Source organism: Bradyrhizobium sp. BR 10289 (genome assembly GCF_019455385.1).
Lineage (GTDB): Bacteria > Pseudomonadota > Alphaproteobacteria > Rhizobiales > Xanthobacteraceae > Bradyrhizobium.
Map to the genome: position 1 here is coordinate 57136 of NZ_JACOFR010000010.1, position 25685 is coordinate 82820.

The 25685-nt window shown below is 65.2% G+C and carries 16 protein-coding genes; 12 read left to right on the forward strand and 4 right to left on the reverse strand.

Annotated elements, in window-relative coordinates:
• Window positions 1–27 precede the first annotated feature (27 nt).
• Window positions 28–6486, reverse strand: a complete 6459-nt coding sequence (locus HYH08_RS18375) for a non-ribosomal peptide synthetase (RefSeq protein WP_220011208.1) — start codon at window positions 6484–6486, stop codon at window positions 28–30.
• A 136-nt stretch (window positions 6487–6622) separates the two neighbouring features.
• Between HYH08_RS18375 and HYH08_RS18380 the strand changes: the two genes are divergently transcribed.
• From HYH08_RS18380 to HYH08_RS18390, 3 genes are all read left to right on the forward strand, one after another.
• Window positions 6623–10087, forward strand: coding sequence for an ATP-binding protein (locus tag HYH08_RS18380; protein ID WP_220011209.1), 3465 nt, complete (start codon window positions 6623–6625; stop codon window positions 10085–10087).
• 1 nt (window position 10088) lies between these two features.
• On the forward strand, window positions 10089–10883 hold the full coding sequence (locus tag HYH08_RS18385) for a protein-L-isoaspartate O-methyltransferase family protein (protein ID WP_220011210.1): 795 nt from the start codon (window positions 10089–10091) through the stop codon (window positions 10881–10883).
• A gap of 95 nt (window positions 10884–10978) precedes the next feature.
• Window positions 10979–11929: a DUF6492 family protein gene (locus HYH08_RS18390; RefSeq protein WP_220011211.1), complete on the forward strand. Its 951-nt coding sequence runs from the start codon at window positions 10979–10981 to the stop codon at window positions 11927–11929.
• Between the two features lie 9 nt (window positions 11930–11938).
• Here HYH08_RS18390 and HYH08_RS18395 read toward each other — a convergent pair whose 3' ends face one another.
• Window positions 11939–13006, reverse strand: coding sequence for an endo-1,4-beta-xylanase (locus HYH08_RS18395; protein ID WP_220011212.1), 1068 nt, complete (start codon window positions 13004–13006; stop codon window positions 11939–11941).
• 317 nt (window positions 13007–13323) lie between these two features.
• On the opposite strand from HYH08_RS18395, the gene HYH08_RS18400 reads away from it, so the two are divergent.
• From HYH08_RS18400 to HYH08_RS18435, 8 genes are all read left to right on the forward strand, one after another.
• On the forward strand, window positions 13324–14760 hold the full coding sequence (locus HYH08_RS18400; RefSeq protein WP_220011213.1) for an oligosaccharide flippase family protein: 1437 nt from the start codon (window positions 13324–13326) through the stop codon (window positions 14758–14760).
• Between the two features lie 268 nt (window positions 14761–15028).
• A complete protein-coding gene (locus HYH08_RS18405; protein ID WP_220011214.1) occupies window positions 15029–16261 on the forward strand; it encodes a branched-chain amino acid ABC transporter substrate-binding protein in 1233 nt (410 codons plus the stop codon).
• A 114-nt stretch (window positions 16262–16375) separates the two neighbouring features.
• On the forward strand, window positions 16376–17323 hold the full coding sequence (locus tag HYH08_RS18410; RefSeq protein ID WP_220011215.1) for a branched-chain amino acid ABC transporter permease: 948 nt from the start codon (window positions 16376–16378) through the stop codon (window positions 17321–17323).
• Entirely contained in the window at window positions 17320–18612 is a 1293-nt protein-coding gene (locus tag HYH08_RS18415) for a branched-chain amino acid ABC transporter permease (protein ID WP_220011216.1), read from the forward strand. Before HYH08_RS18410 ends, HYH08_RS18415 begins: the two co-directional genes overlap by 4 nt.
• A complete protein-coding gene (locus tag HYH08_RS18420) occupies window positions 18609–19361 on the forward strand; it encodes an ABC transporter ATP-binding protein (RefSeq protein ID WP_220011217.1) in 753 nt (250 codons plus the stop codon). The genes HYH08_RS18415 and HYH08_RS18420 overlap by 4 nt, the downstream gene beginning before the upstream one ends.
• A complete protein-coding gene (locus HYH08_RS18425) occupies window positions 19361–20056 on the forward strand; it encodes an ABC transporter ATP-binding protein (RefSeq protein ID WP_212299971.1) in 696 nt (231 codons plus the stop codon). The genes HYH08_RS18420 and HYH08_RS18425 overlap by 1 nt, the downstream gene beginning before the upstream one ends.
• Window positions 20057–20271: 215 nt before the next feature.
• Window positions 20272–21477 carry an ABC transporter substrate-binding protein gene (locus tag HYH08_RS18430; protein WP_220011218.1) on the forward strand — a complete coding sequence of 402 codons (1206 nt, stop codon included), beginning with the start codon at window positions 20272–20274 and terminating at the stop codon, window positions 21475–21477.
• A gap of 91 nt (window positions 21478–21568) precedes the next feature.
• Window positions 21569–22756, forward strand: a complete 1188-nt coding sequence (locus HYH08_RS18435) for a CaiB/BaiF CoA transferase family protein (protein ID WP_220011219.1) — start codon at window positions 21569–21571, stop codon at window positions 22754–22756.
• A 55-nt stretch (window positions 22757–22811) separates the two neighbouring features.
• Here the strand turns inward: HYH08_RS18435 and HYH08_RS18440 are convergent, their stop codons facing one another.
• Entirely contained in the window at window positions 22812–22991 is a 180-nt protein-coding gene (locus HYH08_RS18440) for a hypothetical protein (protein WP_220011220.1), read from the reverse strand.
• A gap of 299 nt (window positions 22992–23290) precedes the next feature.
• Between HYH08_RS18440 and HYH08_RS18445 the strand changes: the two genes are divergently transcribed.
• Entirely contained in the window at window positions 23291–24847 is a 1557-nt protein-coding gene (locus HYH08_RS18445) for a L,D-transpeptidase (protein WP_220011221.1), read from the forward strand.
• 22 nt (window positions 24848–24869) lie between these two features.
• Here HYH08_RS18445 and HYH08_RS18450 read toward each other — a convergent pair whose 3' ends face one another.
• Window positions 24870–25682, reverse strand: coding sequence for a class I SAM-dependent methyltransferase (locus HYH08_RS18450; RefSeq protein ID WP_220011222.1), 813 nt, complete (start codon window positions 25680–25682; stop codon window positions 24870–24872).
• Window positions 25683–25685: the final 3 nt, after the last annotated feature.

Here is a 25685-nt window from a genome sequence, read left to right on the forward strand (position 1 = left end):
CCGTATTCGCCCGTCCTGCACGGCCGGTCATGCCGCCCGGCGCGCGAGCAATCGGCCGAGCGGCGTGTTGGGTTGGGCGACGGCAGCCCCCAGCAGCGCGACGAGATCCTCCATCCACGCGCCGACCCTGTGACCATCGAGCAGCTCGCCCTTGTAGTTGCATGAACCGGTGATTCCGGTCGGGCGCTCCTTGAGCATCAGCGACAGCCAGGTCTGGTCGATCGGCAGCACCGGCTGCCCCTCGCGCGCGACATTGCCGATCGAATGCGTGACGATCTCCGGCAAATCGAGCGGCTGGCGCAGCGGATTTTGCAGGGTGAAATAGACCTGGAGCAGCCTGGCCGGGTCGATCCCGGCCTGCTCCAGATGGTCGGCCAGCAGGTTGAACGGCAGCTCCTGCCGCGCATGTGCGTCGAGCACGCTCTGGCGCACCCGGACGAGCGCCTGCGCGAACGACAGATCCGGCGTGATCTGCGTGCGGACGATCACCGTGTTCTCGAACGGTCCGACGATTCGGTCGGTGTCCGGCTGGGCGCGATTGGCCATGGCCGTGGCAACCGCGATGTCGCTGCGGCCGGTCTGTGCCAGCAGCAGCGCCTTCAGGCCGGTGAGCAGGCACATGAACAGCGTGGCGTTGTGCCGGCCGCTGAATGCCGTCAGCCTGCCGATCAGATCCGGCTCCAGGCTGATCGGATGGTGCCCGGTGGACGCGCCCGGGCTTGCCTCGCCGTCAAAGATCGGCGCCGCACCGCGTAAATTCTCGGTCCACTCGGCGGCTTGCCGGCGGGCGGCGTCGGTGCCGCACCACCAGTGCTGCCAGCGGGCGACGTCCGAAAAGGCCGGTGGCGGCTTTGGCAGCGGTGCCGAGGGACGTCCCGCCAGCGCCGCATAACGGCTCGACAATTCCTCGAACAGCACGCCGATCGACCAGCCGTCGGCAACGGCATGATGCAGCGTCAGCAGCAGCACGTGTTCCTCGGCGTGGAGCCGCAACAGCCGCGCCCGCAGCAGCGGCGCCCGCGCGGTGTCGAACGGGGTGTAGGTCTCCTGCTCGATCAGCAGATCGATCTTTCGGGATTCGAGGGCCTGGCGCCGCTTGTTGTTGTGGCGACGCCCGTCGCCGATGGTCTCGACGGCAAGGACGGGTCCGAGCTCGCTGGGCGTGGCGATGCGGCTGACGGGTTCACCGTCACGCCAGCCGAACCCGGTCCGCAGCGATTCGTGGCGGCGCACGATGTCGCCGAAGGCCTGGGCGAGAGCAGCCGGATCTAGCGGGCCCTCGAGACGGAAGGCGAAGGGCAGGTTGAACAGCGGCAGCCCCGGCAGGTTCTGCTCGATGCGAATCATCTGGTCCTGCGCGATCGAGAGCGTCGGCGGGCCATGTTCGGCCAGCTTTGCATGCGCCAGATTCGGCAGGCTTGCGGCAGGCTGGTGCGGCTTGGCCGCCACTGCCTCGTCGACCCGGCGGGCCAGCTCCTCGATCGTCGGTGCCTCGAAGATGGTCTTGATCGGCAGCGACACGCCGAGTGCGCGGGCAACGCGCGCCATCGCTTGGCCCGCCAGCAGCGAATGGCCGCCGAGATCGAAGAAATTGTCGGTGACGCCAAGACTCTCGACCTTCAGCAGGTCGACCCAGATGTCCGAGAGCACTTTTTCGGTGAAGCGCCGTGCCGGCACCGCCGCATCCGGTCCTGCGGCTTCCTGCTGTGCCGGCGCGAGCAGCGCCGACCGGTCGATCTTGCCATGCGCGTTGAGCGGCACCTGATCGAGGAACAGGAATGCGGACGGGATCGCGTGGCTCGGCAGCCGGCTCTTCAGGAAGTCGCGCAGCGCGCTGGCGCTGGTCCGGGTGCCAGCCCTTGCGACGATATGGGCGATCAGCCTGACATCGCCGCTGGCTTCGCGGCGCGGCTCGACGATGCCGGCGCGCACGGCCGGATGGTCGGCCAATGCGTTCTCGACCTCCTTGAGCTCGATCCGGTAGCCGCGGATCTTGACCTGATGGTCGGCGCGTCCAAGGCACTCGATTGTGCCATCGGCGCGTCGGCGGGCGAGGTCGCCGGTCCGGTACAGCCGCGCGCCCGCATGGCGCGCGAACGGATCGGGGATGAAGCGCTGCCGGCTCTGCGCGGGATCGTTGACATAGCCCCGTCCGACTCCGGCGCCGGTGATGCAGAGCTCGCCGGTCACGCCGACCGGCAGCGGCTGAAGGTTGTGATCGAGCACATGGAGCTGGGTATTCGGCAGCGGCGCACCGACCGGAACGTTTGTCGTGGTCACGGTCGGTGCCTTGGTCAGGCGATGCAGCGACACGTCGTCAGAACATTCCGATGCGCCATAGGCATTGATCAGCGGCACCTTCGGGCAGCGCGCGAACCAGGCGCGGCAGAGATCGACCGGCAGCGGCTCGCCGGTCGAGATCAGCAGGCGCAGCCGCGCAAAGGCGCGTTGGACCTTCGCCTCGTCCATGCGGTCGAGGATCACGCGGAGCAGCGATGGGACGATCTCCAGCACGGTGATGCCCTCGCGCTCGATCTCCTGCGCGAGCAGGAGCGGGTCCTGCACGACCGCGTTGCCGCAGACATGCACGCGCGCACCGACCATAGGCCCTGCGAGGAACTGCCAGATCGAGATGACGAAGCTCTGCGGTGCTGTTTGGGCGATGACGTCCTTGGCCGACAGCCCAAGCTCGGAAATCAACGAGGCCAGATGGTTCGAGAGCCCACGCTGTTCGATCATCACGCCTTTCGGCGCGCCTGAGGAGCCGGAGGTGTAGATGAGATAGGCAAGGCTCGAGGCTGCGCGCCGCACCGCGCGCGCCGGCTTGGTCGATGCAGGCGCGAGCACGTCTTCGAGCTCCGCCACATGGATGCGCTCGACCAGCGGTTCGAGCAGCGCCGTGACCATCGGTGATTGCGCGCGCCCGGTCAGCAGCACGCGGGCGCAGCTCGATCCGAGGATGGTCGCCAGCCGCGCCGGCGGCTGCTCCGGGTCGAGATTGAGGAAGGCCGCGCCCGCGCGCTGCACGCCGGTCATAGCGGCGAGCAGATCGGGCCCGCGCTCGGCAAGCAAGGCGACCACGTCCTCCGCACCGATGCCTTCTCGGGTCAGCCAGCGCGCGACTGCCTGGCTGCGGCGCGCCAGCTCCCGATAGGTCAGGGACCTGCGGCCGTCGGACGCCGCGATCGCGTTCGGCGTTGCCTTGGCCTGGCCATCGAAGCGTTCGCTCAAATTTCCGCGCACGGTGAAATTCGCCTGTAAGCCCCGGCCCTTCGCCAGCAGCTGGCGCTGTTCCGCCGCGGTCAGGAGCGGCAGCCGCGAGATACGCTGCTCCGGATTGGCGATGACGGCCTTGAGCAGCGTCTTGAACTGATCGGCCATGCCCTCGATCGTCGCCGCGTCGAACAGATCGGTGGCGTATTCGAAGAAGCCGGTGAACCGGCCGTCGGCCTCGACCAGCTCGAGCGTGATGTCGAAGCGTGCGACCTTCGGATCGACCTCCAGCCGCCATGTCGACAGGCCGGGAAAGCGGGCCGCCTCGATCGAGGCGTTCTGGAGGATGAACATGATCCGGAACAGCGGATTGCCGTCGTTCCGCCGCGCGATCTGCAATGCGCGAAGCACTTCCTCGACCGGCAGGTCCTGGTTGCGATAGGCATCAAGCGTGACTTGCCGGACCCGCCGCAACATCTCGCCGAAGCTTGGATCGCCGCCAAAATCGTTGCGCAGGATCAGGGTGTTGGCGAACAGCCCGATCAGGCGCTCGCTCTCGATCTGGTTGCGGTTGGCGATCAGCGATCCCGTCGCGACGTCCTCGTGGCCGGTGTGGCGGAACAGCAGGCACTGGAACACCGCGAGCAGCGTCATGAAGGGCGTGACGCCCTGATCCTGACTCAGCGCGCGGACCTCGCCCGAGAGCGCCTTGGAGAACTCGAAATAATGACGGGCGCCGTGGCCGCTCCAGATCTCCGGCCGTGGCCGGTCGGTGCGCAGCGGCAGGGTGGTGACGCCGTCGAGCTGCGTCCGCCAATAATCGAGCTGCTCCTTCGCCGCCGGTGTCTCGGCCCAGCTCTGCTGCCACAGCGCAAAGTCGCGATACTGGAAGGCGGACGAGGGCAGTGCTGCCACGCTCTTGCTGCGCGCGGCGGAATAATGCGCGGCAAGCTCCTCCCAGAACAGCCGCTGCGACCAGCCGTCGGTGACGAGGTGATGCACGTTCACGACGAGCGCGTGGCTGGATTTGTCGAATGACAGCAGCGTGACTTTCAACGGCGGCTCGAGCGCCAGGTCGAATGGATGTTGCGCGAGCTTGAGCGCCTCGCGCCGGATCGTGGCGGTCCGCTTGTCCGCAGGGCAGGGCTTGAGTTTGATTCTCTCGAAGCACGGCGGCGACTGCAACACACGCTGCGCCGGCTCGCCCTGATGTTCGATGAAGACCGAGCGCAGCGCCTCGTGGCGGGCGCAGATCGCGGTGAGGCTCGCAGAGAGCGCCGCGACGTCGACCAGGCCCTTGATGACCGCGACCTCGACGACGTTATAATTGTAGCGGGTCGGATCGAGCCGCGAGAGCACGTACATCCGCTGCTGCTGGAACGAGAGCGGCGCATCGGCTGCGGCTGTCCGGCGCCACGCCGGCAGCGCCGTTTGGCGGTGGGTTGTGGCAGTCTCGATCCGCTCCGCCAGAGCCGACACCGTGGCGCAGTCAAAAATGTCTTCGAAGGAGAAATCGACGTTGAAGCGCTCGCGCAGGCGCGAGCGCATCTGCGTCACTGCGAGCGAATCGGCGCCGAGCCCAAAGACGTCCTGGTCGATCCCGACCTGCGGCAGCTCCAGCAGGCCGGCCCAGATCTCCGCAAGCTGGTTCTCCAGCGCATTGCGCGGCAGGTGCGCTTCGTCGGGGTCGTCGCCCGTGGCGATCAGCTCGGCCAGCGCATTGCGCTTGACCTTGCCGCTGGCGCCCTTCGGCAACGCGCCCACACTGCGGATCAGGCTCGGTACCTTGTAGGCGGCAAGACGCTTTCGCGCGAACTGGCGCAACTGATCCGAGCTTGCCTCGGAGTTTTGCCTGAGCACCACGACCGCCGCGACGTTCTCGCCGAGCTTTGGGTGCGGGACGGCGAACACGCCGGCCTCCAGCACCGCGGGATGGCTGAGCAGGACCTCTTCGACCTCGAGCGGTGAGATCTTCTGGCCGCCGCGGTTGATGACGTCCTTGATGCGGCCGACGATGAAGAGATAGCCGTCGGCATCGAGATAGCCGAGATCGCCGGTCCGGAACCAGCCGTCGCGGAACGCGGCCTCTGTCGCCGCCTCGTCATTATAATAGCCGCGGCTCATGTTGGGCCCGCGCAGCATGATCTCGCCGTGCTCGCCGCTTGCGAGCGTGCGGCCCGTCTCGTCCATGATCGCGATCTCTGGACCCGCGGCACGGCCGACCGATCCGACCTTGCGCAGCTCGAACGGATTGGCCGCGATCTGCGAGGCCGCTTCCGTCATGCCATAGGTTTCGAGCACGGGAACGCCGAACGTCGCCTCCAGCCCGTTCAGAATCGCGGGCGCGAGTGAGGACGAGGCCGAGCGGATCACGCGCAGCGAGGACGCTCGAACGCGATCCGGGTTCGCTTCGGCCGCCGTCAGCAGCGCGCGATGAATGGTCGGCACCGCCGTGTACCAGGTCGGTTGCAGCTCTCGCATCCAGCCGAAGAACGACAATGCGTCGAAACCGTCGGTGCAGATCACGCTGGAGCCGGCGGCCAGCGCCGTCAGCAGGCCGGAGATCAGGCCATGGGCGTGAAACAGCGGCAGCGCATTGAGCAGGCGATCGCGGGGTCCGAGCGACAGCACGTGGCCGGCATTATAGGCGGACAGGCATACATTGCGGTGCGTGAGCGGCACCATCTTCGGCCGGGCTGCCGTGCCCGAGGTCAACAGGATGAACGCATCGTCGTCGCCGCGCGAGGCCCCGCTGGCGCTCGCGGGCCCGATCACCGGGCCCATGAACGCGCAGCCGCCGAGATCGTCTTTCGGCCCCGGCACGAAATCGATCACCGCAATATCCAGCGCCCTGGCAACATCACGGCTCGGTGAGTTCATGTCGGACCGGGTGACGAGCGCCTTTAGTTCCAATTCGCTGAAATAGCGCTGCAGCTCGTCCGCGGTGAGATCGGGATTGACGGGGACGCAGGCGCCGCTCGATGCGACCGCGATCATGGCCAACGCGCTGTCGGCGCCGCGCGGCAGTGCAACGCCAATCCGGTCGGAAGGTGCGATGCCGAGCCCGCGCAGGGTACGGATGAGGTCCTGCACCCGCTCGCCAAGTGCGCCATAGCTGAGAGCAGGCCGGCTAGGCGCCATAAGGGCGGGCGCAACTGGTGTCTTGCGGGCGTAGAAATCGAGAAGGCCGCCGATACTGGCGAATATCTTCGTTTCGGGGCTTGCGCCGTCCGATCCCTCTCCCGCTCCGGATGCAATGTCTGACAACGCCATTCCCTTTTGATCCGATTGAGCTATTCTTCCCAAGACTTAGGGAACGCGTCCAGTCTGAGGTGAAGTTTGAGCCCCAAAATCTGTGGTTGAGGGGCCCTAAAGCCCTTCGACGGAGTGATGGTCGGGCAGAATCACCATGCTGGAGAATGAGCCTGTTACGGGGATGGACGGCGGGCTGAAGCGCTGGCTCGAGGGCATCGGCCTCGGCCACTATACCGATCTGTTCGCGCAGCACCGCCTCGATCTCGACGTCATGGGGGACCTGACCGAGGCTGACCTGGTCGAGCTCGGCCTGCCGCTCGGCGACCGCAAGCGGCTGCGGCGGGCGATGGCGGCGCTGTTCCAGGCCGAAACCGCCGAGCCGCCGGCGCCAGTGGCGCGTCCGCAGAGCCGGACGGAGGCCGGTGCCGAACGGCGCCAGCTCACCACCATGTTCTGCGACATGGTCGATTCCACCGCGCTCTCGGCGCAGTTCGATCCGGAAGACGTACGCGACATGATCGCGAGCTTCCGCGAGACCTGCGTCCGCGTGGTCAAGCATTACGAAGGATTTGCCGCCCGTTTCGTCGGCGACGGTATTCTGGTCTATTTCGGCTATCCGACGGCACATGAGGACGACGCCGAGCGCGCCGTGCGGGCGGGGCTCGAGATCGTGCGGGTGCTGTCGACGGCGCGCGCGATCGAGCCGCGTGGCACGCTCAGCCACTCGCCGGCCGTCCGCATCGGGATTGCGACCGGCCTCGTCGTGGTCGGCGATCTCGTGGGCCAGGGTACGGAAGAGCGCGACTCCGCGGTCGGCGAAACCGTCAATCTCGCCGCGCGCCTGCAAGCCCTGGCGCCGCCCAATGGCGTTGTGATCTCGTCCTCGACGCAATCGCTCCTGAAGGGGAAATTCGACTATCGCAATCTCGGTGTCCATGCGCTGAAGGGCATCTCGGAGAAGGCGCAAGCCTGGCACGTGGTGCGCGCCACCCGGGTTGAAACCCGCTTTGCCGCCGCCATGGGCGGACGCTTGACGCCGCTGGTCAACCGCGAGGAAGAGATCGCGCTGCTGATGGGCCGCTGGCAGCAGGCGAAGGATGGTGACGGCCAGGTCGTCGTCAAGTTCGGCGAGCCCGGCATCGGCAAGTCGCGCATCGTCCAGGAGATCTTCGAGCGGATCGCGGGCGACCGCCACGGCCAGGTCTCGTTTCAGTGTTCGCCCTATTACACCTCCACCGCGTTCTATCCGTTCTCGGAGCAGCTCAAATTCTCCCTCGGCCTTGATCGTGAGGATACCTCCGCGCTGTCGCTGGCCAGCCTTGAGACCGCGATCGCGGCCGCGCATGGCGACGTGGAACAAGTCGTGCCGCTGTTTGCCGCGCTTCTGTCCATCCCGACGGGAGACCGCTATCCGCCGCTCGAGCTGTCGCCGCAGCAGCAGAAGGATGCCACCGTCGCGGCATTGGTCAGTCATTTTCTTGGCCTCGCGCGCGAGATGCCGCTGGTGATCGCGTTCGAGGATCTGCACTGGATCGACCCGACCTCGCGAGAGGTCCTCGATCTCCTGGTTGACCGGGTGCAGAACCGGCCGATCCTGGTCGTCATCACGGCGCGCTCCGAATTCCAGCCGAGCTGGAATGCGCATTCGCACATCACCACGCTGGTGCTGAACCGCCTGAGCCGGCAGCTGCGCACGACGCTGGTTGAGCGGGTCGCCGGACGGGAGCTGCCCAAGGAGGTCGTCGAGGAGATCATCGTCAAGACCGACGGCGTGCCGCTGTTCCTGGAAGAGCTCACCAAGACCGTGCTCGAATCCAACCTCCTGACCGAGCGGCACGGGCGCTACGTGCTGTCGGGCCCGTGGCGGCAGCTCGCGATCCCCGCGACGCTGACGGACTCGCTGATGGCGCGGCTCGACCGGATGGGTCCGTTCAAGCGGATCGCGCAGATCGGCGCCACCATCGGCCGCGAGTTCTCCTACGAGACGCTCCAGGCCGTCGCCAACACGCCGGCCGAGCAGATCGAAGCCGCGCTCAATCATCTGGAGGAGGCCGGGCTGATCATGCGCCGCGGCCATCCGCCCGATGCGCTCTACACCTTCAAGCATGTGATGATCCAGAACGCCGCACATGCCAGCCTTTTGCACAGTGAACGGCGCAAGCTGCATGCGCGGATCGCGCAGGTGCTCGCCGAGATGTACCCGGAGAAGACCGATCGCGAGCCGGAGCTGCTTGCCCATCACCTGACCGAGTCGGCCCAGAGCGAGGGCGCCGCCAGCTTCTGGCTCAAGGCCGGCAAGCAGTCGGCCAAGAGCGGCGCCAATCTGGAGGCGATCGGCCATCTCAGGCGGGGCCTCAGCGTCGTGCAGGCCAATCCGCGCATGCAGGGTGCCGACGAGATGGAGCTCGAGCTGCGCATCGCGCTCGGCAACGCGCTGATCGCGGCCAAAGGCTACGCCGTGCAGGAAGTCGAGGAGAACTACATCCGCGCGCTCGAGCTCGGCCAGCAGCTCGACGACGATGAAAAGGCGTTTGCCGCCACCCGGGGGCTCTGGGTCTGCCATTTCATCCGCGCCGACCTCACCCGTGCGCACGATCTCAGCGTCGAGCTGTTGAAGTTCGCCAAGCGCGAGCGGCTCAACGAACGGGCCGATCCGGCGCAGCAGACCGGCTATCTGATCGAGGCGCATCGCTCGATCGCGATGACCATGCTCTATCGCGGACGCTTTGCCGCCGCGCAGCACCATCTGCATCGCTGCATCAACCTCTACAGCCCAGATCTGCACTCCGATCTGATGGAGCGGCACGGCACCGATCCGGGCGTCGTCTCGCTGTCCTATCTCGGTTATCTCCTGTGGTTCCTGGGCCGGCCCGACGCGGCGCGCCAGCACAGCGAGCAGGCCATTCTGCATGCGGAGAAGCTCCGTCATCCGTTCTCGCTCGCCTTCGCGCTCGTGTTCGGCGCCTATCTCTGCCAGCATCTGCGCGACATCGAGGGCACGCGCGATCATGCCAACCGCGCCATGATCATCGCCACCGAGCACAATTTCCTGCACTGGAAACAGCAGGCCGCGATCCTGCGCGGCTGGGCGCTGGCGCAGCTCGGCGAGGCCGACGAGGGCATCAGCCAGATGCGCTTCGGCCTCGACGAATACGAGGCGATGGATTCCTGGCTCGCCGGCTGCTGGTTCCGCTGCCTGCTCGCGGAAGCCTATGCCAAGGTCGGGATGCGCGATGCCGCGTTGCGCGCGCTGGACGGCGCGCTCGCGACCGCAAGGCGCACCGGGGATCACTCCTACCTCGCCGAGGTCTATCGCTTGCAAGGGGAGATCACACTGTCGGACGGCGACCCGGCGTCGGTGCAGGAGGCCGAGGAGCTGTTCGCGCTGTCGCTGGAGACCGCGCGCAAGCAGGGCGCGTTGTCCTGGGAGCTTCGCACGGCGGTCAGCCTCGCACGCCTGTCGCACGAAGCCGGCAAGCGCGAGCATGCAAGTCTTCTTCTGGTACCGATCGTCGGCAAGTTCAGTGAAGGTTTTTACACGTCGGACCTGAAGCAGGCGATGCAGCTGGTCAACGAGATCGCGGGGGACGTGCCCGTTCGCGAACGCGTCGATCCGTGACATGGGAGATATCGATGCCGCTCGTGCGCGCTACGTCGAAAGAATCGCAAAGCGCGAGCGGATTTCCTCAAAGCGTCTGCTCGCAGCCCTCGGTGCCGTGCCGCGCGAAAACTTTCTGCCGAAGGGGCCTTGGCGCATCAAGAGCGAGGCGGGGAACAGCTACCGCCTGACGCCGGACGCCGATCCGGTTCATCTCTACGACAATGTGCTGGTCGCGATCGACGCGCGCCGCAAGCTCGACACCGGACTGCCGAGCCTGTGGGCGCATTTCATCGATTTGCTCGACATCGGAGAGAAGGATCGCGTCATCCAGATCGGCTGCGGGCTCGGCTATTTCTCGGCGGTGTTGTCAGAGATCGTGGGACCGAAGGGCGGGGTCCATGCCATCGAATGCGACGAGCGTCTCGCGGCCCGCGCTGCGGCCTACCTTCGCGATTATCGCAATGTCGAGATCATTAACGGCGACGGCTGCGAAGACATCAGCGAACCCGCCGACGTGATCATCGTCCATGCCGGCTTCTCGCACCCGCATCCGCTCTGGCTCCGGTCGCTCCGCCCCCGCGGCCGACTCCTGGTGCCACTGACCCAGCGCGACCGCGAAGGCGCCGCCCTCAAGATCACTCGCAAGGGCAAGGGTTTTGAAGCCGAAGCGGTCCAGCAGATCCGGATATTCCCCGGCCAGGGCCGCGGCGCGACCGCGCTCGACGACCGCGTCGCCGACTGGTGGCAGCGCGCCTCCGCCCTGGCGCCGCTGCGCTTTCGCGAGATTGAGCAGGGGTTGCCGTCGGATGGCTAACGCTTCGTTTCATTTTACCTTGATTGCGAATCCAAGTTTCCAACGCCACCCGCCACAGCTATGACTGCCGCCTGATGGCCATTTGAGCGCGCTCCATGCATTCCGTTGCACTGCTGACTGCCAGCTATGCCAAGGATATCGAACGCTTTTCGCTGCTCAGCGAGAGCATCGACACCTGGCTGACGGGATATACGCGGCATTATGTTCTCGTTAACGATGAGGACGTGCCACTGTTTGCGCGGTTCGCGTCCGACAAGCGCGTCATCGTTCCGGCCTCCCATTATTTGCCGAAGTGGCTGTGGGCACTGCCGCCGGCGCTTCAGTTTCTGAGCAAGCGCCGCGTCTGGTTGTCGATGCTGTCGTTGCCGGTGCATGGCTGGCACATCCAGCAGATCCTCAAGATCGCCGGCGTCCTCAACGCGTCCGAGCAGCGCGTCTGTATTCTCGACTCGGACAATCTGTTCTTCCGCGAATTCGACGTCGGCCAATATGCCGGCGGTGAAAAGACACCGCTATTCGTCACGCGCAAGGGGATCGACGAAGGCCACCCGTTGCACGTGCTGTGGCTCCGCACCGTCGATCAGCTCCTCGGTATCAAGCAGCGCTCGTTTCCGGCAGACGATTATGTCGGCAACGCGCTGGTCTGGGACAAGGATGCCGCGCGGGCGATGACGGACGCCATCAAGTCGGCGACCGGCCTCAGCTGGGCTCTTGCGCTGTGCCGGAAGAAAAAGTTCTCCGAGTATCTGCTTTACGGAAACTTCGTCGCGAGCTCGCCGGAATATCTGGCGAGGCATCGTGTCACCGAGGACAGCATCGCCGTCTCGCACTGGGACGACACCCGTCTCGATCGTCCGGCGATCGAAGCGATGATGGCTGCCGCCTTGCCCGAACAGGTCGCGCTCTGCATCCAATCCTACTCGTCGACCTCGATCGACGACATCCGCGACGTATTCCGTCTCAGCTCGCGCGATCGTCGCGGCCCGAGCCTGTCGCCGGATGACATGGGCGACACGGCACACTTCGAAATGCCGAAAACGCGCTGAGCCGCGTCTTCAAGCGTCCTTCGTGAACTTGCTGATCACGTCCATGAAGGGCTTCGGCTTGAACTCGCCGTCGAGCGGCAGCGGCCGGTTCGGCTGCTTGTCCTTGCGGGCGAAGGTGCCGTTGATCCAGCTGTAGCGGTCCGAGAGGCCCCAGGTCAGAATCGAGCGCACCGGCCCGCTGGTCGATATCGAGGTCAGGAGATCGTCGACGCGCTTGGCGACGATGGCGTCGCGCTCGGCCGGATTGCCCGCCAGCTTCTGGTCGTCGACGTCGAGCTCGGTGACATACACCTCGAGGCCCCAGGAGCGGACTTCGGTCACGAACTCCGCAAGCCCGTGCGTGTCGATCTCGAGCTCGGCATGCAGATGCGATTGCAGTCCGACCGCGTGTAGCGGCACGCCTTGATCGAGCAGATCCATGATCAGGTTACGATAGGCCGCGCGCTTGGCGATGAACGAATCCTTTGCCGATTCGATGTCGTATTCGTTGATCGCGAGCTTGACGTAGGGATCGGCGGCCGCGGCGGTACGGAAGGCCAATGGAATCCAACGGTCGCCAAGATGCTGCGTCCAGAACGTATCGCGGCGGTCCTTGATGCCCCTGGGATTGTCAGGGATGGGTTCGTTGACGACGTCCCACGATGTCAGCTTGTCCTTGTAGTAGGACACGACGGTGTTGATGTGATCGACATAGGCACGCTCGACGGCCTTCGAATCCTTGATCTGCTTGGTCCAGTCGGGAATATCGTGATACCAGGCGAGCGCATGACCGCGCATGGTCAGGTCGTTCTTCTGGGCGAAATCATAGATGGCGTCGGCGCGCTCGAAGGCAAACGTATGCGCATCCGGCCGCAGCATCGGCCATTTCAGTTCGAGCACCGGCACGACCTGCGTGCAATAGGTGCTGATCGCTTCGCCAAGCCTGGGATCGGCCTGCAGATCCCAGAGCGTCGCCGCCGCACCGAAGCCGGGGCGGCGCTGCGCGAGCTTCGAGGCGGGCAACGCCGACGCGGATGCGCCCGCCGCGAGCGTTGCGGCGCTGCCGAGAAGAAATTCGCGTCTGTCGAGCCTGGTCAATTGGCGCGTTCCTTTGGGAACCAACGCGCCATCGTACCAAGTGGCGGCTTACAACGCCGGGCTTTTGCGTCGTTGGGTTAACCAACATGGCGCTGTTCCAGTGTGGATCAGGATTTTTGCGCCCTGCTTGCGAAAACAGCTTGAGTGAAAGGGCAAATTTAACGCTAACGGGCGAAAGAGGCGTCCAACCTCCATTCGCCGCCCGATCTGCAAACTTATGTGACACTCTTACGCGATGCTGCGGCGCATTTCGTTCGCCCGCCAAGATTCCGTTAAGGCCCGTTGGTCGACGGCCGTCATCATCGTAACGGTCCCGTATGCTGAACCGCCATTTCTCGATCTATCTCGTCGCCTACATCCTGCCCGCGGCGGTGGGCTTCTTCGCGGTCACCGCCTATACGCGGCTGCTCACGCCCGCTGAATACGGCGTCTATGTCGTCGGCATCAGCCTGGCCGGCATTCTGGGCGCGATCTTCTTCGCCTGGATCAAGCTGTCGGTATCTCGCTATCAGGCGATGTCGGCGGAGGTGGACTTTCGCGGAACGGCGATGGTCGCTTTCGCCCTGACGGTCGCGGTGCTCTGCGCCACGACTCCGCTGGTCTTCCTGTTCCGCAGCGACGTCAGCGTCGAGCTGCTGCTGGCCAGCATGTTCGTGGCGATCATGGCCAATGCGGTCGACGTCGGCCAGGAGTTCGAGCGCGCCAAGCTGCGCCCCTATCGTTTCGCGGCGATCTCCATCGTGCGCAGCGTATCGAGCGTCGGTTTTGGCCTCGTCGGCATCTGGCTCGGCTGGGGCGGCATGGGCCTGCTCGCGGCCTTTGGCCTCGGCTCGCTGACCGGCATCATTCTCAATCTCGTCGGCGACCGCACCAGGATCGCGCGCTTCCAGCGGAGCCAGTTCATGCAGCTGGCACGCTATGGCCTGCCGCTGACGTTGGCCGGTCTCTCGGTCGCGCTGTACTCGACCTGCGACCGTCTGATCGTTGCCTATCTCCTCGGCAAGGACGCCGCCGGCATCTTCGGCGTCGCCGCCGATCTGCCGCGCCAGTTCATGGTGATGGTCGCCTCCAGCGTTGCAGCGGCCACCGTGCCGCTGGTGTTCCGCTCGCTGGCGGAGAAGAACATCGAGACGACGCGGGAGCGGCTGAACGAGAGCCTCGAACTGCTGCTCGTCGTCGTCGCGCCCGTCGCGATCTGGCTGGCGCTCGCGGCGGATCAGGTCGCCGGCACGCTCGTCGGTGTCGATTTCCGGGCCGGCGTGTCGGCACTGCTGCCGACCCTGGTGCTTGCCCGCTTCTTCGGCATTGCCAATCAATTCTACGTCCAGATCAGCTTTCAGCTCGCCGAGCGGCCGTTCATGCTGGCGGCGCAGTCGTTCGTCACACTGGTCCTGAGCGTGGCGCTGATGTTCGCGCTGGTCGCGGGCTACGGCCTCTATGGTGCGGCGCTGGCGACGCTTGCGACCGAGGTACTCGGCTTCGTCGTCGCCGTCGTCCTGATGCACCGCGCCCATCCGGTGCCGTTCGATCTCAACCGTCTCGCCGGCGTGGCAGCCTCCGCCGCGGCGATGGCCGGTGCGATCCTGGTTGCGCGGTCGCAGGTGGCGGGCACCGGCCTCGTCGCGTTGATCATCGTGAGCCTGGCCGGCGGGCTGGCTTATGCCGCTGCGGCGTGGCTGTTCAACGTCGCGAATATCCGGACGCTGTCGCTGCGCTTCGTCCGGGGCTTCGATCGGAAGGCGCTGGGCGTCTGAGCTTTCGACGGGGCGCCGCCTCGTTGCCCCTACCATTGTAGTCAACGCCGAGCGCGCGGGGCAGGAGTTCCCTTGCGCTCTATTCCTCGCCGCGGAATGTCGCCAATGATGCGGGCCGTCGCGTGACATTTCATAGCGGCGGCCCGAGCCATGTCCGGTTGCGCTTGAAAAGCAAAGGTCGTTCTGCTCATAAAGGGCCTGAAATTGCGCTCCATACGCGCAAAAGAGCCCATCGACTAAAGTCGATAGCCAGCGAGGAAACAAACCAATGCGCAAGCTCACTTTGGCCATTGCCGTGATCGCCCCGATGCTCGGTCATGCCGCATCGGCCGAGGACACCGTCAAGATCGGCTACATCGATCCGCTCTCCGGCGGCGGCGCCAGCGTCGGGGAGGGGGGCCTGAAGACCTTCCAGTATCTCGCCGACGAACTGAACGCCAAGGGCGGCATTCTCGGCAAGAAGGTCGAGATCATTCCGCTCGACAACAAGACCAATCCGCAGGAGAGCCTGGTTCAGGCCCAGAAGGCGATCGACGCGGGGGCCCATTACATCACGCAGGGCAACGGCTCGTCCGTCGGTGCGGCGCTGTCCGACTTCGTCACCAAGAACAACACGCGCAATCCCGGCAAGGAAGTTCTTTACTTCAACTACGCCGCCGTCGATCCGAGCCTGACCAACGAGAAGTGCAGCTACTGGCATTTCCGCTGGGATGCGAGCTCCGACATCAAGATGGAAGCGCTCACCAACTACATGAAGGACACCCCATCGATCAAAAAGGTGTACCTGATCAACCAGGACTATTCGTTCGGCCAGTCGGTGCGCACCGATGCGCGCAAGATGCTGGGCGCCAAGCGTCCCGATATCCAGATCGTCGGCGACGAGCTGCATCCGCTGCTCAAGGTCACCGATTTCTCGCCCTACATTGCCAAGATCAAGGCCTCAGGCGCCGACAGCGTCGTCACCGGCAATTGGGGTCAGGACATCGCGCTGCTGCTCAAGGCCGCCGCCGATGCCGGTCTGAAGGTCAACTGGTACACCTATTATGCCGGCGGCGCCGGCGGTCCGACCGCGATCAAGCAGACCGGTCTCGACCACCAGGTCTTCCAGATCACCGAGGGCTTTGCGAACTCCGGCAACAAGGCTGCGATGGAGTACGAGAAGGCGTTCCGCGCCAAGGTGAACCTCTCGCTGTGGTACCCGCGCGCGGTCAACGAGATGCGGATGTTCAAGGCCGCGGCCGAGAAGGCCAACTCGATCGATCCGGTCAAGGTGGCGGCGGCGCTCGAGGATCTCAAGTTCGAGGTTCTCGACGGCGGCCAAGGCTTCATGCGCAAGGACGACCATCAGTTCTTCCAGCCGATCTACATCTCCTCCTTCGGCAAGCTCACCGAAAGCGAGCCGTTCGACGAGGAGGGCACCGGCTGGGGCTGGCATCTGGTCTCCAAGGTCGATACCGCCCAGGCGATGGTCTCCACGACCTGCAAGATGGCGCGGCCGTAATCATCGGGCTTGCCGTCCTCCCGCGGCCGCGACGGGCAATGGGAGGACGGCAACCGGACGACGTTTGATCGGATTTGCCGGGACCGCCGGGCCCCGGCCAGAGACGAGTGCGCTGTGCTTGAACTCATTGTCATTTCGACCCTGAACGGTGTGCTGTTCGGCATGCTGCTCTTCCTGCTGTCGAGCGGGCTCACCGTCATCTTCAGCATGATGGGCGTGCTCAACTTCGCCCATGCCAGCTTCTACATGTTAGGTGCCTTCTTCGGCTTCCAGCTCACCAAATGGATCGGCTTCTGGCCGGCGCTGGTGCTGGCGCCGCTGCTGGTCGGCGCCATCGGCATGGCCGTGGAGCGCTATGGCCTGCGCAACACCCACAAGCACGGCCATGTCGCCGAATTGCTGCTGACCTTCGGCCTTGCCTTCGCGATCGAAGAGATCGTGTCAATGATCTGGGGCAAGAGCCCCGTGGACTATCGCGTGCCGGCGCTGCTCGACTTCCCGGCCTTCACGATCTTCTCGACCAACTATCCCGCCTACAAGATCTTCATGCTGGCCGTGTCGGTCGTGATCTTCGTCGCGCTGCTGATCGTGCTCAAGCGCACCCGCGTCGGCCTGATCGTGCAGGCGGCCCTCACCCATCCGCACATGGTCGGCCATCTCGGCCATAATGTCGGGCGCGTGTTCATGGTGGTGTTCGGCGTCGGCAGCGCGCTGGCTGGCCTTGCCGGCGTCATCGCCGGCCCCGCGCTGGTGACTCAGTCCGACATGGCCGCGGCGCTCGGGCCGATCCTGTTCGTGGTCATCGTGTTCGGCGGCCTCGGCTCGTTGCCTGGCGCCTTCATCGCCTCGCTCGTCATCGGTCTGGTGCAGACCTTTGCGGTCGCGCTGAACGGCTCGCTCGCCGGCGCCTTCGGTCCGCTCGATCCGTCGGCCGGACCATCCGTGCTCACCGACATCTGGAACGTCACGATCGCCCAGGTCGCGCCGATCGTGCCTTATCTCTTGCTGGTGATCATTCTGATCGTACGCCCCCTGGGCCTGATGGGGACGCGCGAATCATGACCACGGCGACGACTTCGACATCAAAGCTCGCCGACAAATCCTCCGGCGATGGCTTGCGCTTCTACGCTGTCTGGCTGATGGGCATCGCCGCGCTGATCGTGCTGCCGATGATCTTTTCCTCCGGCGGCTCGCTGACGTCGTTCAGCCTGATCGGCATCGCGATCGTGTTCGCGCTGTCCTACAACATCCTGCTCGGTCAGACCGGCCTGTTGTCGTTCGGTCACGCCGTGCATTACGGTCTCGGCGGCTTCGCCGCCTGCCACATGATGAATGCGGTGGTCTCGCATGGCTGGCCGATCCCGCTGCCCTTCATTCCGCTGTTCGGCGGGCTCGGCGGCCTCGTCTTCGCGATCATCATCGGCTGGGTGATGACCAAGCGGGCCGGCACGGTGTTCGCGATGATCTCGCTCGGGATCGGCGAGCTCGTCGCATCGTCCTCGCTGATCCTCCGCTCGGTGTTCGGCGGCGAGTCCGGCATCACCACGGATCGTACCGCGCTGCCCAAAATGTTCGGCTGGTCGTTCGGCCCGCAGCTCCAGGTCTATTACCTCATCGCGTTCTGGCTGGTGCTGTCGGCGATCGCGATGTACGCGCTGACCCGCACGCCGCTCGGCCGGATCAGCAACGCGGTTCGCGACAATCCCGAGCGCGTCCAGTTCATCGGCTACGATCCGCATGTCGTCCGGTATCTCGCCTTCTGCTTTGCCGGGTTCTTTGCCGGCGTTGCCGGCGGCCTTGCCGCGATCAATTTCGAGATCGCCAACTCCGCCTATCTCGGCGCGATCCAGTCCGGCCTCGTGCTGTTCTCGACTTTCATCGGCGGCACCGCCTATTTCTTCGGCCCGATCCTTGGTGCGATCCTGGTGACCTATCTCCAGCTCGGGCTGACCAGCGTCACCAGCGTCTGGCAGCTCTATTTCGGCATCATCTTCATCGGCATCGTGATGTTCTCGCCTGGCGGGATCGCCGGCCTGCTCATGATGCATCGGCCGCTGGTTCGGGCGGGAACACTGTGGACGGTGATCCCATCCTATTTCGTCGCAATCGTGCCGACTGTCGCGCTCGCCTGTGGTGTCATCCTCACGATCGAGACCGTCTCGCGCTATTCCGGCGGAGAAGCCATCAACCTGTTCGGCATCGGTTTCAAGCCGCAATCGCCGGTGACCTGGATCGTTGCCGCGGTTCTTGTCGTCGGCGGGGCGTTCGTTGCGCGGCTGACGTGGCGGAGGATCGCCGATGCATGGGATCGCGCAGCCACGGTCGCCCGTGACCGGGGGTACCTCGCATGAGCGCAGCAGCCATCGAAGTCCGCGCCGTCGAAAAACGCTTCGGCAATGTCGGCATCATCCGCGACCTCAATCTGAGCGTCGCGCAAGGCGAGCGCCACGCCATCATCGGTCCGAACGGTGCCGGCAAATCCACGACGTTCAACCTGATCAGCGGCCACATCAGGCCGACCTCGGGCGAGGTGAAGCTGAACGGCGATGTGATCTCGGGCCTGCGGCCCTTCGAGATCAACCGCCGCGGCCTGTCGCGCTCGTTCCAGGTCACCAACGTGTTCGCGCGCATGTCGGTTTGGGAAAACGTGCGTTGCGCCGTGCTCTGGGCGACCGGGCATCGCTACGCGTTCTGGAAAAACGTCGACAGCCTGCCCGAGGTGCGCGAGCGTACCGCCCGGATCCTGGACGACATTCATCTCACGCATCGGCGCGACGTTCCGGCGGGCCTGCTCACCTATGCCGAGCAGCGCGAGCTCGAGATCGGCATCACCATCGCCAGCGGCGCCACGGTCGTCATGCTGGACGAGCCGACCGCCGGCATGAGCAATGCCGAGACCGAGCGGGCCGTGGCGCTGATCCGGCGTCTGACGGAAGGAAAGACGCTCGTCATCGTCGAGCACGACATGAGCGTCGTGTTCGGTCTCGCCGACCGCATCTCGGTGCTGGTCTACGGCCACATCATCGCCTCGGGCACGCCGGAGGAGATCCGGCGCGATCCCAAGGTCAAGGAAGCCTATCTCGGCGAGGAGGCACACTGATGCTCGAGGTCAGGGATCTCCACGCCTATTATGGCAAGAGCCACATTCTCCAGGGAGTCGACCTCGATGTCGCCGCGGGCGAGGTCGTCAGCCTGCTCGGCCGCAACGGCGTCGGCCGCTCCACCACGGTCAAGGCGATCATGGGCGAGGTCGCGCCGCAAGGCACGATTCGCTTCAAGGGCAAGGACATCGCCGGCCTGCCCAGCTACAAGATCGCGCGCCTCGGCCTCGGCTATGTGCCTGAACATCGCGATATCTTCCCGAGCCTGACGGTGCGGCAAAACCTGCTGCTCGGCATCAAGGACACGCGCCGACCCGGCAAGTGGCGGCTGCAGGACATGCTCGACATGTTCCCGAATCTCGCCGCGCGCGCCGATACGGCCGCGGGCGTGCTGTCCGGCGGCGAGAAGCAGATGCTCACGACCTGCCGGACGCTGATGGGCGATCCGGATCTGATCATGATCGACGAGCCGACCGAGGGTCTTGCGCCGCTGATCGTGCAGCAGGTCGGCGATCTCATTGCGCGGATCGCGCAAGCCGGCGTCGCGATCCTGCTGGTCGAGCAAAAGCTCTCGATCGCGATGCGGATCTCCAAGCGCGTCTACATCATGGGGCACGGCCGCGTCGTCTTCGAAGGCACGCCGGACGAGCTCAAGGCCAATGCGGCCGTGCGGCAGGAATGGCTCGAGGTCTGACGCTCACATTGCCGTGTGACGCCCACGCAGGACAGGATGGCTGCGTGATGCGCATACGCATCTGAGTTCTAGGCTACATCTCGGGCTTCATATTCGGGCTATCGTGATGTCCGCCGCCATCGCATCGATGCGGCCGATGATAACCAAAAAGACAAGGGAGGGCGCTGACGCTGGCCTGTGCGCCCGCGCGTCGCGCTGTGCCTGGGAGGAGATGCATGCCCGGAAATCAACTCGTCCGTGGGGCCATTGCTCTGTTCGCGGTTTTCGGAGCTGCCTCGGTAGCTGTCGCCGGAAACTACGACACAGGCGCGACCGACACGACGATTAAGCTCGGGCAGACCATGCCCTACTCAGGACCGGCCTCGGCCTATTCCGCGATCGGCCGCGCCGAGATCGCCTACTTCAAGATGCTCAACGACAAAGGCGGCATCAACGGCCGCAAGGTCGAGCTGCTCAGCATGGACGACGCCTATTCGCCGGCCAAGACCGTCGAGCAGGTGCGGCGGCTTGCCGAGAGCGACGAAGTGTTCGCGATGTTCTCGATGCTTGGCACCGGCCCGAATATCGCAGCGCAGAAATATCTCAATGCCAGGAAGATCCCGCAGCTGTTCCCGTCGAGCGGCGCCAGCCGCTGGAATGATCCGCAGCATTTCCCGTGGACCACTGGCTCGCAGCCGACCTACCGGACCGAAGGCCGCATCTACGCCAAGTGGATCCTGGCGAACAAGCCCGATGCCAAAATCGCCGTCATCACGCCGAACGAGGATCCGGGGCGTGACTATCTCGCCGGCTTCAAGGAGGGCCTCGGCGAGCACGTCAACCAGATCGTGTCGGAGGCGACCTACGAGACATCGGATCCAACCGTGGACTCCCAGATCGTCAAGTTCAAGGCGGCCGGCGCCGATGTCGTCTTCAACGAGTGCACGCCCAAATTCGCGGCGCAGGCGATCAAGAAGATCGCGGAGCTCGGCTGGAAGCCGCAGATCATTCTTCCCGCGGTCTCCAACTCCGTCGGTTCCGTATTGGTCCCGGCCGGGCTCGACAATTCCGTCGGTATCGTCACCGGCGCCTTCCAGAAGGACCCCGGCGACCCGCGCTGGGAGAACGACCCCGGCATGAAGGCGTGGCGCGAATGGATGAAGACTTATAATTCCGGCGCCGATCCCGCCGACATCTTCAACGTCACCGGCTACACCATGGCGCAGATGATGGAGCTGGTGCTGGAGCGCGCCGGCAACGATCTGACGCGGGCCAACGTGGTGAAGCAGACCCAGTCGTTCAAGGACGTCGAGCTGCCGATGCTGCTGCCGGGCATCAAGCTCAACACCTCGGCCGAGCAGGTGACGCCGATCCGCCAGCTGCAGATGGCGCGGTTCAACGGCAAGTCCTGGGAGTTGTTCGGCGACGTGATCGGCGAATAGGATCGGCGCATCGTGACGGGTGGGCTGGCAGTCAGCCTTACCCGCTTGTCATGCCCGCCTTGATGCTTCCTCCAGCCACGGTGAAGAGACGATGACTGGCCCCCTCAGCGGTATCCGCGTTCTCGACCTGACGAGCGTGCTGTTCGGCCCCTATGCCGCGCAGATGCTCGGTGACTGGGGCGCCGACGTCATCAAGATCGAGCCGCTCTCGGGCGATACTTGGCGCTACACCGGCGTGTTCCGCAACCGCGGCATGAGCGGCCAGTTCATGGCGGTCAACCGCAACAAGCGCAGCCTCGCGCTCGATCTGAAGCATCCGGACGGCAAGGCGGCGCTGGCGAAACTGATCCCGACGGTCGATGCGCTTGTCACCAACGTGCGGCCCGCCGCGATGGCGCGGCTTGGCTTCGGCTATGAGGCCTGTGCAAAGCTCAATCCGCGGCTGATCTATGCCGCCGCCACCGGCTTCGGCCAGGACGGTCCATGGGCGGCGCGGCCCGCCTTCGACGAGATCATCCAGGCCGCGTCCGGCCTAGCTTCATCGATCGGATCGGACGACGAACCGGAATTCGTCCCGAGCCTGATCGGTGACAAGATCTGTGGCCTGGCGATGGTCGGCGCGGTGTCCGCGGCCTTGTTCCGGCGCGAGCGCAGCGGGCAGGGCCAGATGGTCGAGGTGCCGATGCTGGAAACCATCGCCGGCTTCAACAGCATCGAGATGCTGGGCGGCCATGCTTTCGATCCGCCGATCGGCCCGACCGGCTACAAGCGGATGAAGAACCGGCGCCCGGTGCAAACCAAGGACGGTTGGCTGACGATGTTGCCTTATTCCGGAGACAATTGGTGCGCCTTCTTCGAGGCCGTCGGCCGTCCCGAATTGAGCGACGAACTCGGCGTGCGAGATCCCGTGCTGCGCTCCCAGAACATCGACAAGATCTACGACCGCATGAGCGAGATCGGTCCGACCCGGACCACCGCAGAATGGGAAGAATTGCTGCTGCGGCTGGACGTGCCGCACACCGCTTTCGCGCGGCTCACCGAGATCGGCGACCAGCCGCATCTCGCCGCCGTCGGGCTGTTCGCCGATATCGATCATCCCACCGAAGGCCGCATCCGGCAGGCGCGCCCGGCGACGAGGTTTTCCGAAAGCCCGGCCGCTATCCATCGCATGCCGCCGCGCCTCGGCGAGCATTCGCGCGAGGTGCTGCGCGAGGCGGGTCTGAGCGATGCGGAAATCCAGGCGGCGATCGACAGCAAGGCGGTCGGCGTCGGCTCCTGAAGCGTTTTCGAGTGAAGCAGATATCGGTACGCGGTAAGAAAATTTGGAATGCAGTTCAAGATCCGAAATTGCGGATCGCGGTGATCAGCACCGCTGCGAGCATGGCGAGCGATACCGACAGGGCCATGTTCCTGGCCAGGCTCTTGGTGCGGCTCCCGGGAAGGACCACGAGGCCGGTGGTCAGGAGCGCGACGCCGGCTGCGGCTGCCGCAATCTGAGAAAGAATATGCGCCATCTGCTCACGCTCCGATATGCGGCCGGCGGGCTAGACTCGACGATAAGGGGCGCGTCGCACAATTTTCTGTGATGACGGTCACATCCGGTGGACATTGTGCCGCAGCGATTCGCGACCAGCTCCAGACCGGCCCGAGCCTCCGGCCACCTTCCGCCTTCGCGAACCCTCGTATATGAGAGGTTTGCTGCCCGCAGGTCCTGATATCGCCGGATAGGGAACGCAAGGTGGCTGCGATTTCTTAATCCAATGATCGCAATCTGATCGATACAGCGCGGACTGGTACTGGACCGGGGTATGGCATGAAAGACCTGATGACGACGGCGCAATCCACCTCGGCAATGCGGCGTTGGCGGCCCCCCGGACTGGTCGCACTGGCAACTTTCGCCGCCCTGGCGGCGCTGACCGTCAGCGCCGAGGCCGCCAAGCAGGCGCGCCAGCCGGCCGAGGCGGTGGCGCCGCGCGAGGCCGGCGAGCCGATCATGGCGATCGTGTCGATCAAGAGCCAGCAGGTCACCTTCTACGATGCCGACGGCTGGATTTTGCGCGCGCCGGTCTCGACCGGCACGACGGGCCGCGAGACGCCGGCCGGCGTCTTTGCCATTGTCGAGAAGGACAAGGACCACCACTCGACCATGTATGACGATGCCTGGATGCCGAACATGCAGCGCATCACCTGGAACGGCATTGCGCTGCATGGCGGGCCGTTGCCCGGCTATGCCGCCTCGCACGGCTGCGTGCGGATGCCCTTCAACTTCGCCGAGGGCCTGTTCGACAAGACCAACATCGGCATGCGGGTGATCATCTCGCCGAACGACGCGGCGCCGATCGATTTTTCCCATCCCTCGCTGTTCGTGCCGAAGCCGGAAGCCATTGCGGCCGCGCCCGGCCGTATCGGCAAGCTGTCCGCCGAGGCCGAGGAGGCCACGCGCGCGGCCGACGAAACCAAGAAGGCTGCTTCAGCCGCCGCAAAGGAAGCGCAGTCGCTTCCGGCGACGCTGCGTAAGCTGGAGCAGCAGAAGACCAAAGCCGACGTCGAGAACGCCTATGCCGACAAGCTGGTTGCGAATGCCAAGAACGACCAGGCCAAGGCAAAGGCGGACGAATTGAAGCAGAAGGCAGCCGCCAAGGCTGCGGATGCGGCAGCCCAGCTCGATGCTGCCAAGGCCGCCGCCCAACCGAAGCGCGATGCCGTCGCCGCCACCAAGGAAGCGGCGAAGGTCGCTGCGGCCAGGAAGGCCGATGCCGTGAAGGCCGCGCTCGATGCGAAACTCGCGCTCGAGCCGGTCTCGGTCTACATCAGCCGGTCGACGCAAAAGCTCTATGTGCGGCGAAACACCCACAAGCCGGCGCCGGATGGTGGCGGCGAGGTGTTCGACACCAGCATCGAGGTTCCCGTCACCATCCGCAATCCCGACCAGCCGCTCGGCACGCATATCTTCACCGCGATGGCGAAGAGCGACACGGGGTTGCGCTGGAGCGTGGTCACGATCGACGACGGCGACAATGCCAAGGACGCGCTCGACCGCATCACCATTCCACAGGAGGTATGGGACCGCATCGGGCCGACCGCATTGCCGCGTTCATCGATCATCATCTCGGACGAGCCGCTGAGTGCCGAGACCAACTATCGCACCGAGTTCGTCGCGGTGCTGAGCAATCATCCGCAGGGCGGCTTCATCACGCGCAAGCCGACCGCGCCGCCGCCGATGGAAATGGCAAGCGACGACGGCTGGGGCGGCAATGGCTTCTTCTTCTTCGGCCAGCGCGATCTCAATCCGCAGCCGGTCAATCCGCGCCGCCGCGGCCAGTATCAGTACTATCAGCCGGCTCAGCCGATGCAGCGCAGTTTCTGGTAGGGCGCGCGACTGAAGCCCGCCGCTACCGCCGCGCCTCGATCACGATCGCCTGGATCCTGGCCTCGACGGGGCCGGGGCCGTGCCGCGTCCGGATGTCCTCGGCCAGGGCGTCCGTCGCCGCCTGAAGCTTGCTCGCGTCTCTGGCCTCGATCTCGTTTCGGAGTGGCGTTCCCTGGCAGTAGGCGAATGCCACATATTCAGGCGTCGGCGCGCGGCTCACCCCGGCGAGCGTCTCGATTGCGACGTGGCGGAAGCCCGCCTGCTCCAGCTCGGCCTTGATGACGGCCTTGTCGTGATAGCCGTGCGGCGTCCGTGCCATGAAGCGAGGCGGATCGTCGGGAAAGACCTTTGCGAGCACCCGCGTCGCGTCGTCGGCGAACACATTCTCCGCGATGCGGTCCCAGACGTTGAACACGAACGTGCCGTCCGGCCGCAGCACCCGCTTTGCCTCGGCATAACCCTTGACGCGATCCGGGAAGAACATGGCGCCGAACTGGCAGCAGACCACGTCGAAGCCGGCATCGTCGAAGGGCAGGGCGGTGGCATCGGCCTGGCGCCATGTCACGCGCGGGTCCTCGCTTTGGCGCTGCGCCGCGACCGCAAGCATCGGCTCGTTGAGATCGGTTGCGATGTAGCGGACGTCGGGCGGCAGCGCTGCGGTCACGGCCCGCGTGACGGCACCGGTGCCCGCGGCGGTTTCCAGCACTGTTGTCGGGACGAGCGCGGCGATGCGCCTGGCGAGATCGGCGGCGTAGTGGGCGAAGATCAGCGGAACCAGATACTCGTCGTAGATTTTCGGAATCGAGCCGGCGAAGACCTTGTCGGTGCTGGACATGCT

What these genes read in the sequence shown, in the direction of transcription:
- HYH08_RS18375 (WP_220011208.1), bottom strand. Translation starts at nt 6,486, where the DNA reads ATGGCGTTGTCAGACATTGCATCCGGAGCGGGAGAGGGATCGGACGGC.
- HYH08_RS18380 (WP_220011209.1), top strand. Translation starts at nt 6,623, where the DNA reads ATGCTGGAGAATGAGCCTGTTACGGGGATGGACGGCGGGCTGAAGCGC.
- HYH08_RS18385 (WP_220011210.1), top strand. Translation starts at nt 10,089, where the DNA reads ATGGGAGATATCGATGCCGCTCGTGCGCGCTACGTCGAAAGAATCGCA.
- HYH08_RS18390 (WP_220011211.1), top strand. Translation starts at nt 10,979, where the DNA reads ATGCATTCCGTTGCACTGCTGACTGCCAGCTATGCCAAGGATATCGAA.
- HYH08_RS18400 (WP_220011213.1), top strand. Translation starts at nt 13,324, where the DNA reads ATGCTGAACCGCCATTTCTCGATCTATCTCGTCGCCTACATCCTGCCC.
- HYH08_RS18405 (WP_220011214.1), top strand. Translation starts at nt 15,029, where the DNA reads ATGCGCAAGCTCACTTTGGCCATTGCCGTGATCGCCCCGATGCTCGGT.
- HYH08_RS18415 (WP_220011216.1), top strand. Translation starts at nt 17,320, where the DNA reads ATGACCACGGCGACGACTTCGACATCAAAGCTCGCCGACAAATCCTCC.
- HYH08_RS18420 (WP_220011217.1), top strand. Translation starts at nt 18,609, where the DNA reads ATGAGCGCAGCAGCCATCGAAGTCCGCGCCGTCGAAAAACGCTTCGGC.
- HYH08_RS18425 (WP_212299971.1), top strand. Translation starts at nt 19,361, where the DNA reads ATGCTCGAGGTCAGGGATCTCCACGCCTATTATGGCAAGAGCCACATT.
- HYH08_RS18430 (WP_220011218.1), top strand. Translation starts at nt 20,272, where the DNA reads ATGCCCGGAAATCAACTCGTCCGTGGGGCCATTGCTCTGTTCGCGGTT.
- HYH08_RS18435 (WP_220011219.1), top strand. Translation starts at nt 21,569, where the DNA reads ATGACTGGCCCCCTCAGCGGTATCCGCGTTCTCGACCTGACGAGCGTG.
- HYH08_RS18440 (WP_220011220.1), bottom strand. Translation starts at nt 22,991, where the DNA reads ATGGCGCATATTCTTTCTCAGATTGCGGCAGCCGCAGCCGGCGTCGCG.
- HYH08_RS18445 (WP_220011221.1), top strand. Translation starts at nt 23,291, where the DNA reads ATGAAAGACCTGATGACGACGGCGCAATCCACCTCGGCAATGCGGCGT.
- HYH08_RS18450 (WP_220011222.1), bottom strand. Translation starts at nt 25,682, where the DNA reads ATGTCCAGCACCGACAAGGTCTTCGCCGGCTCGATTCCGAAAATCTAC.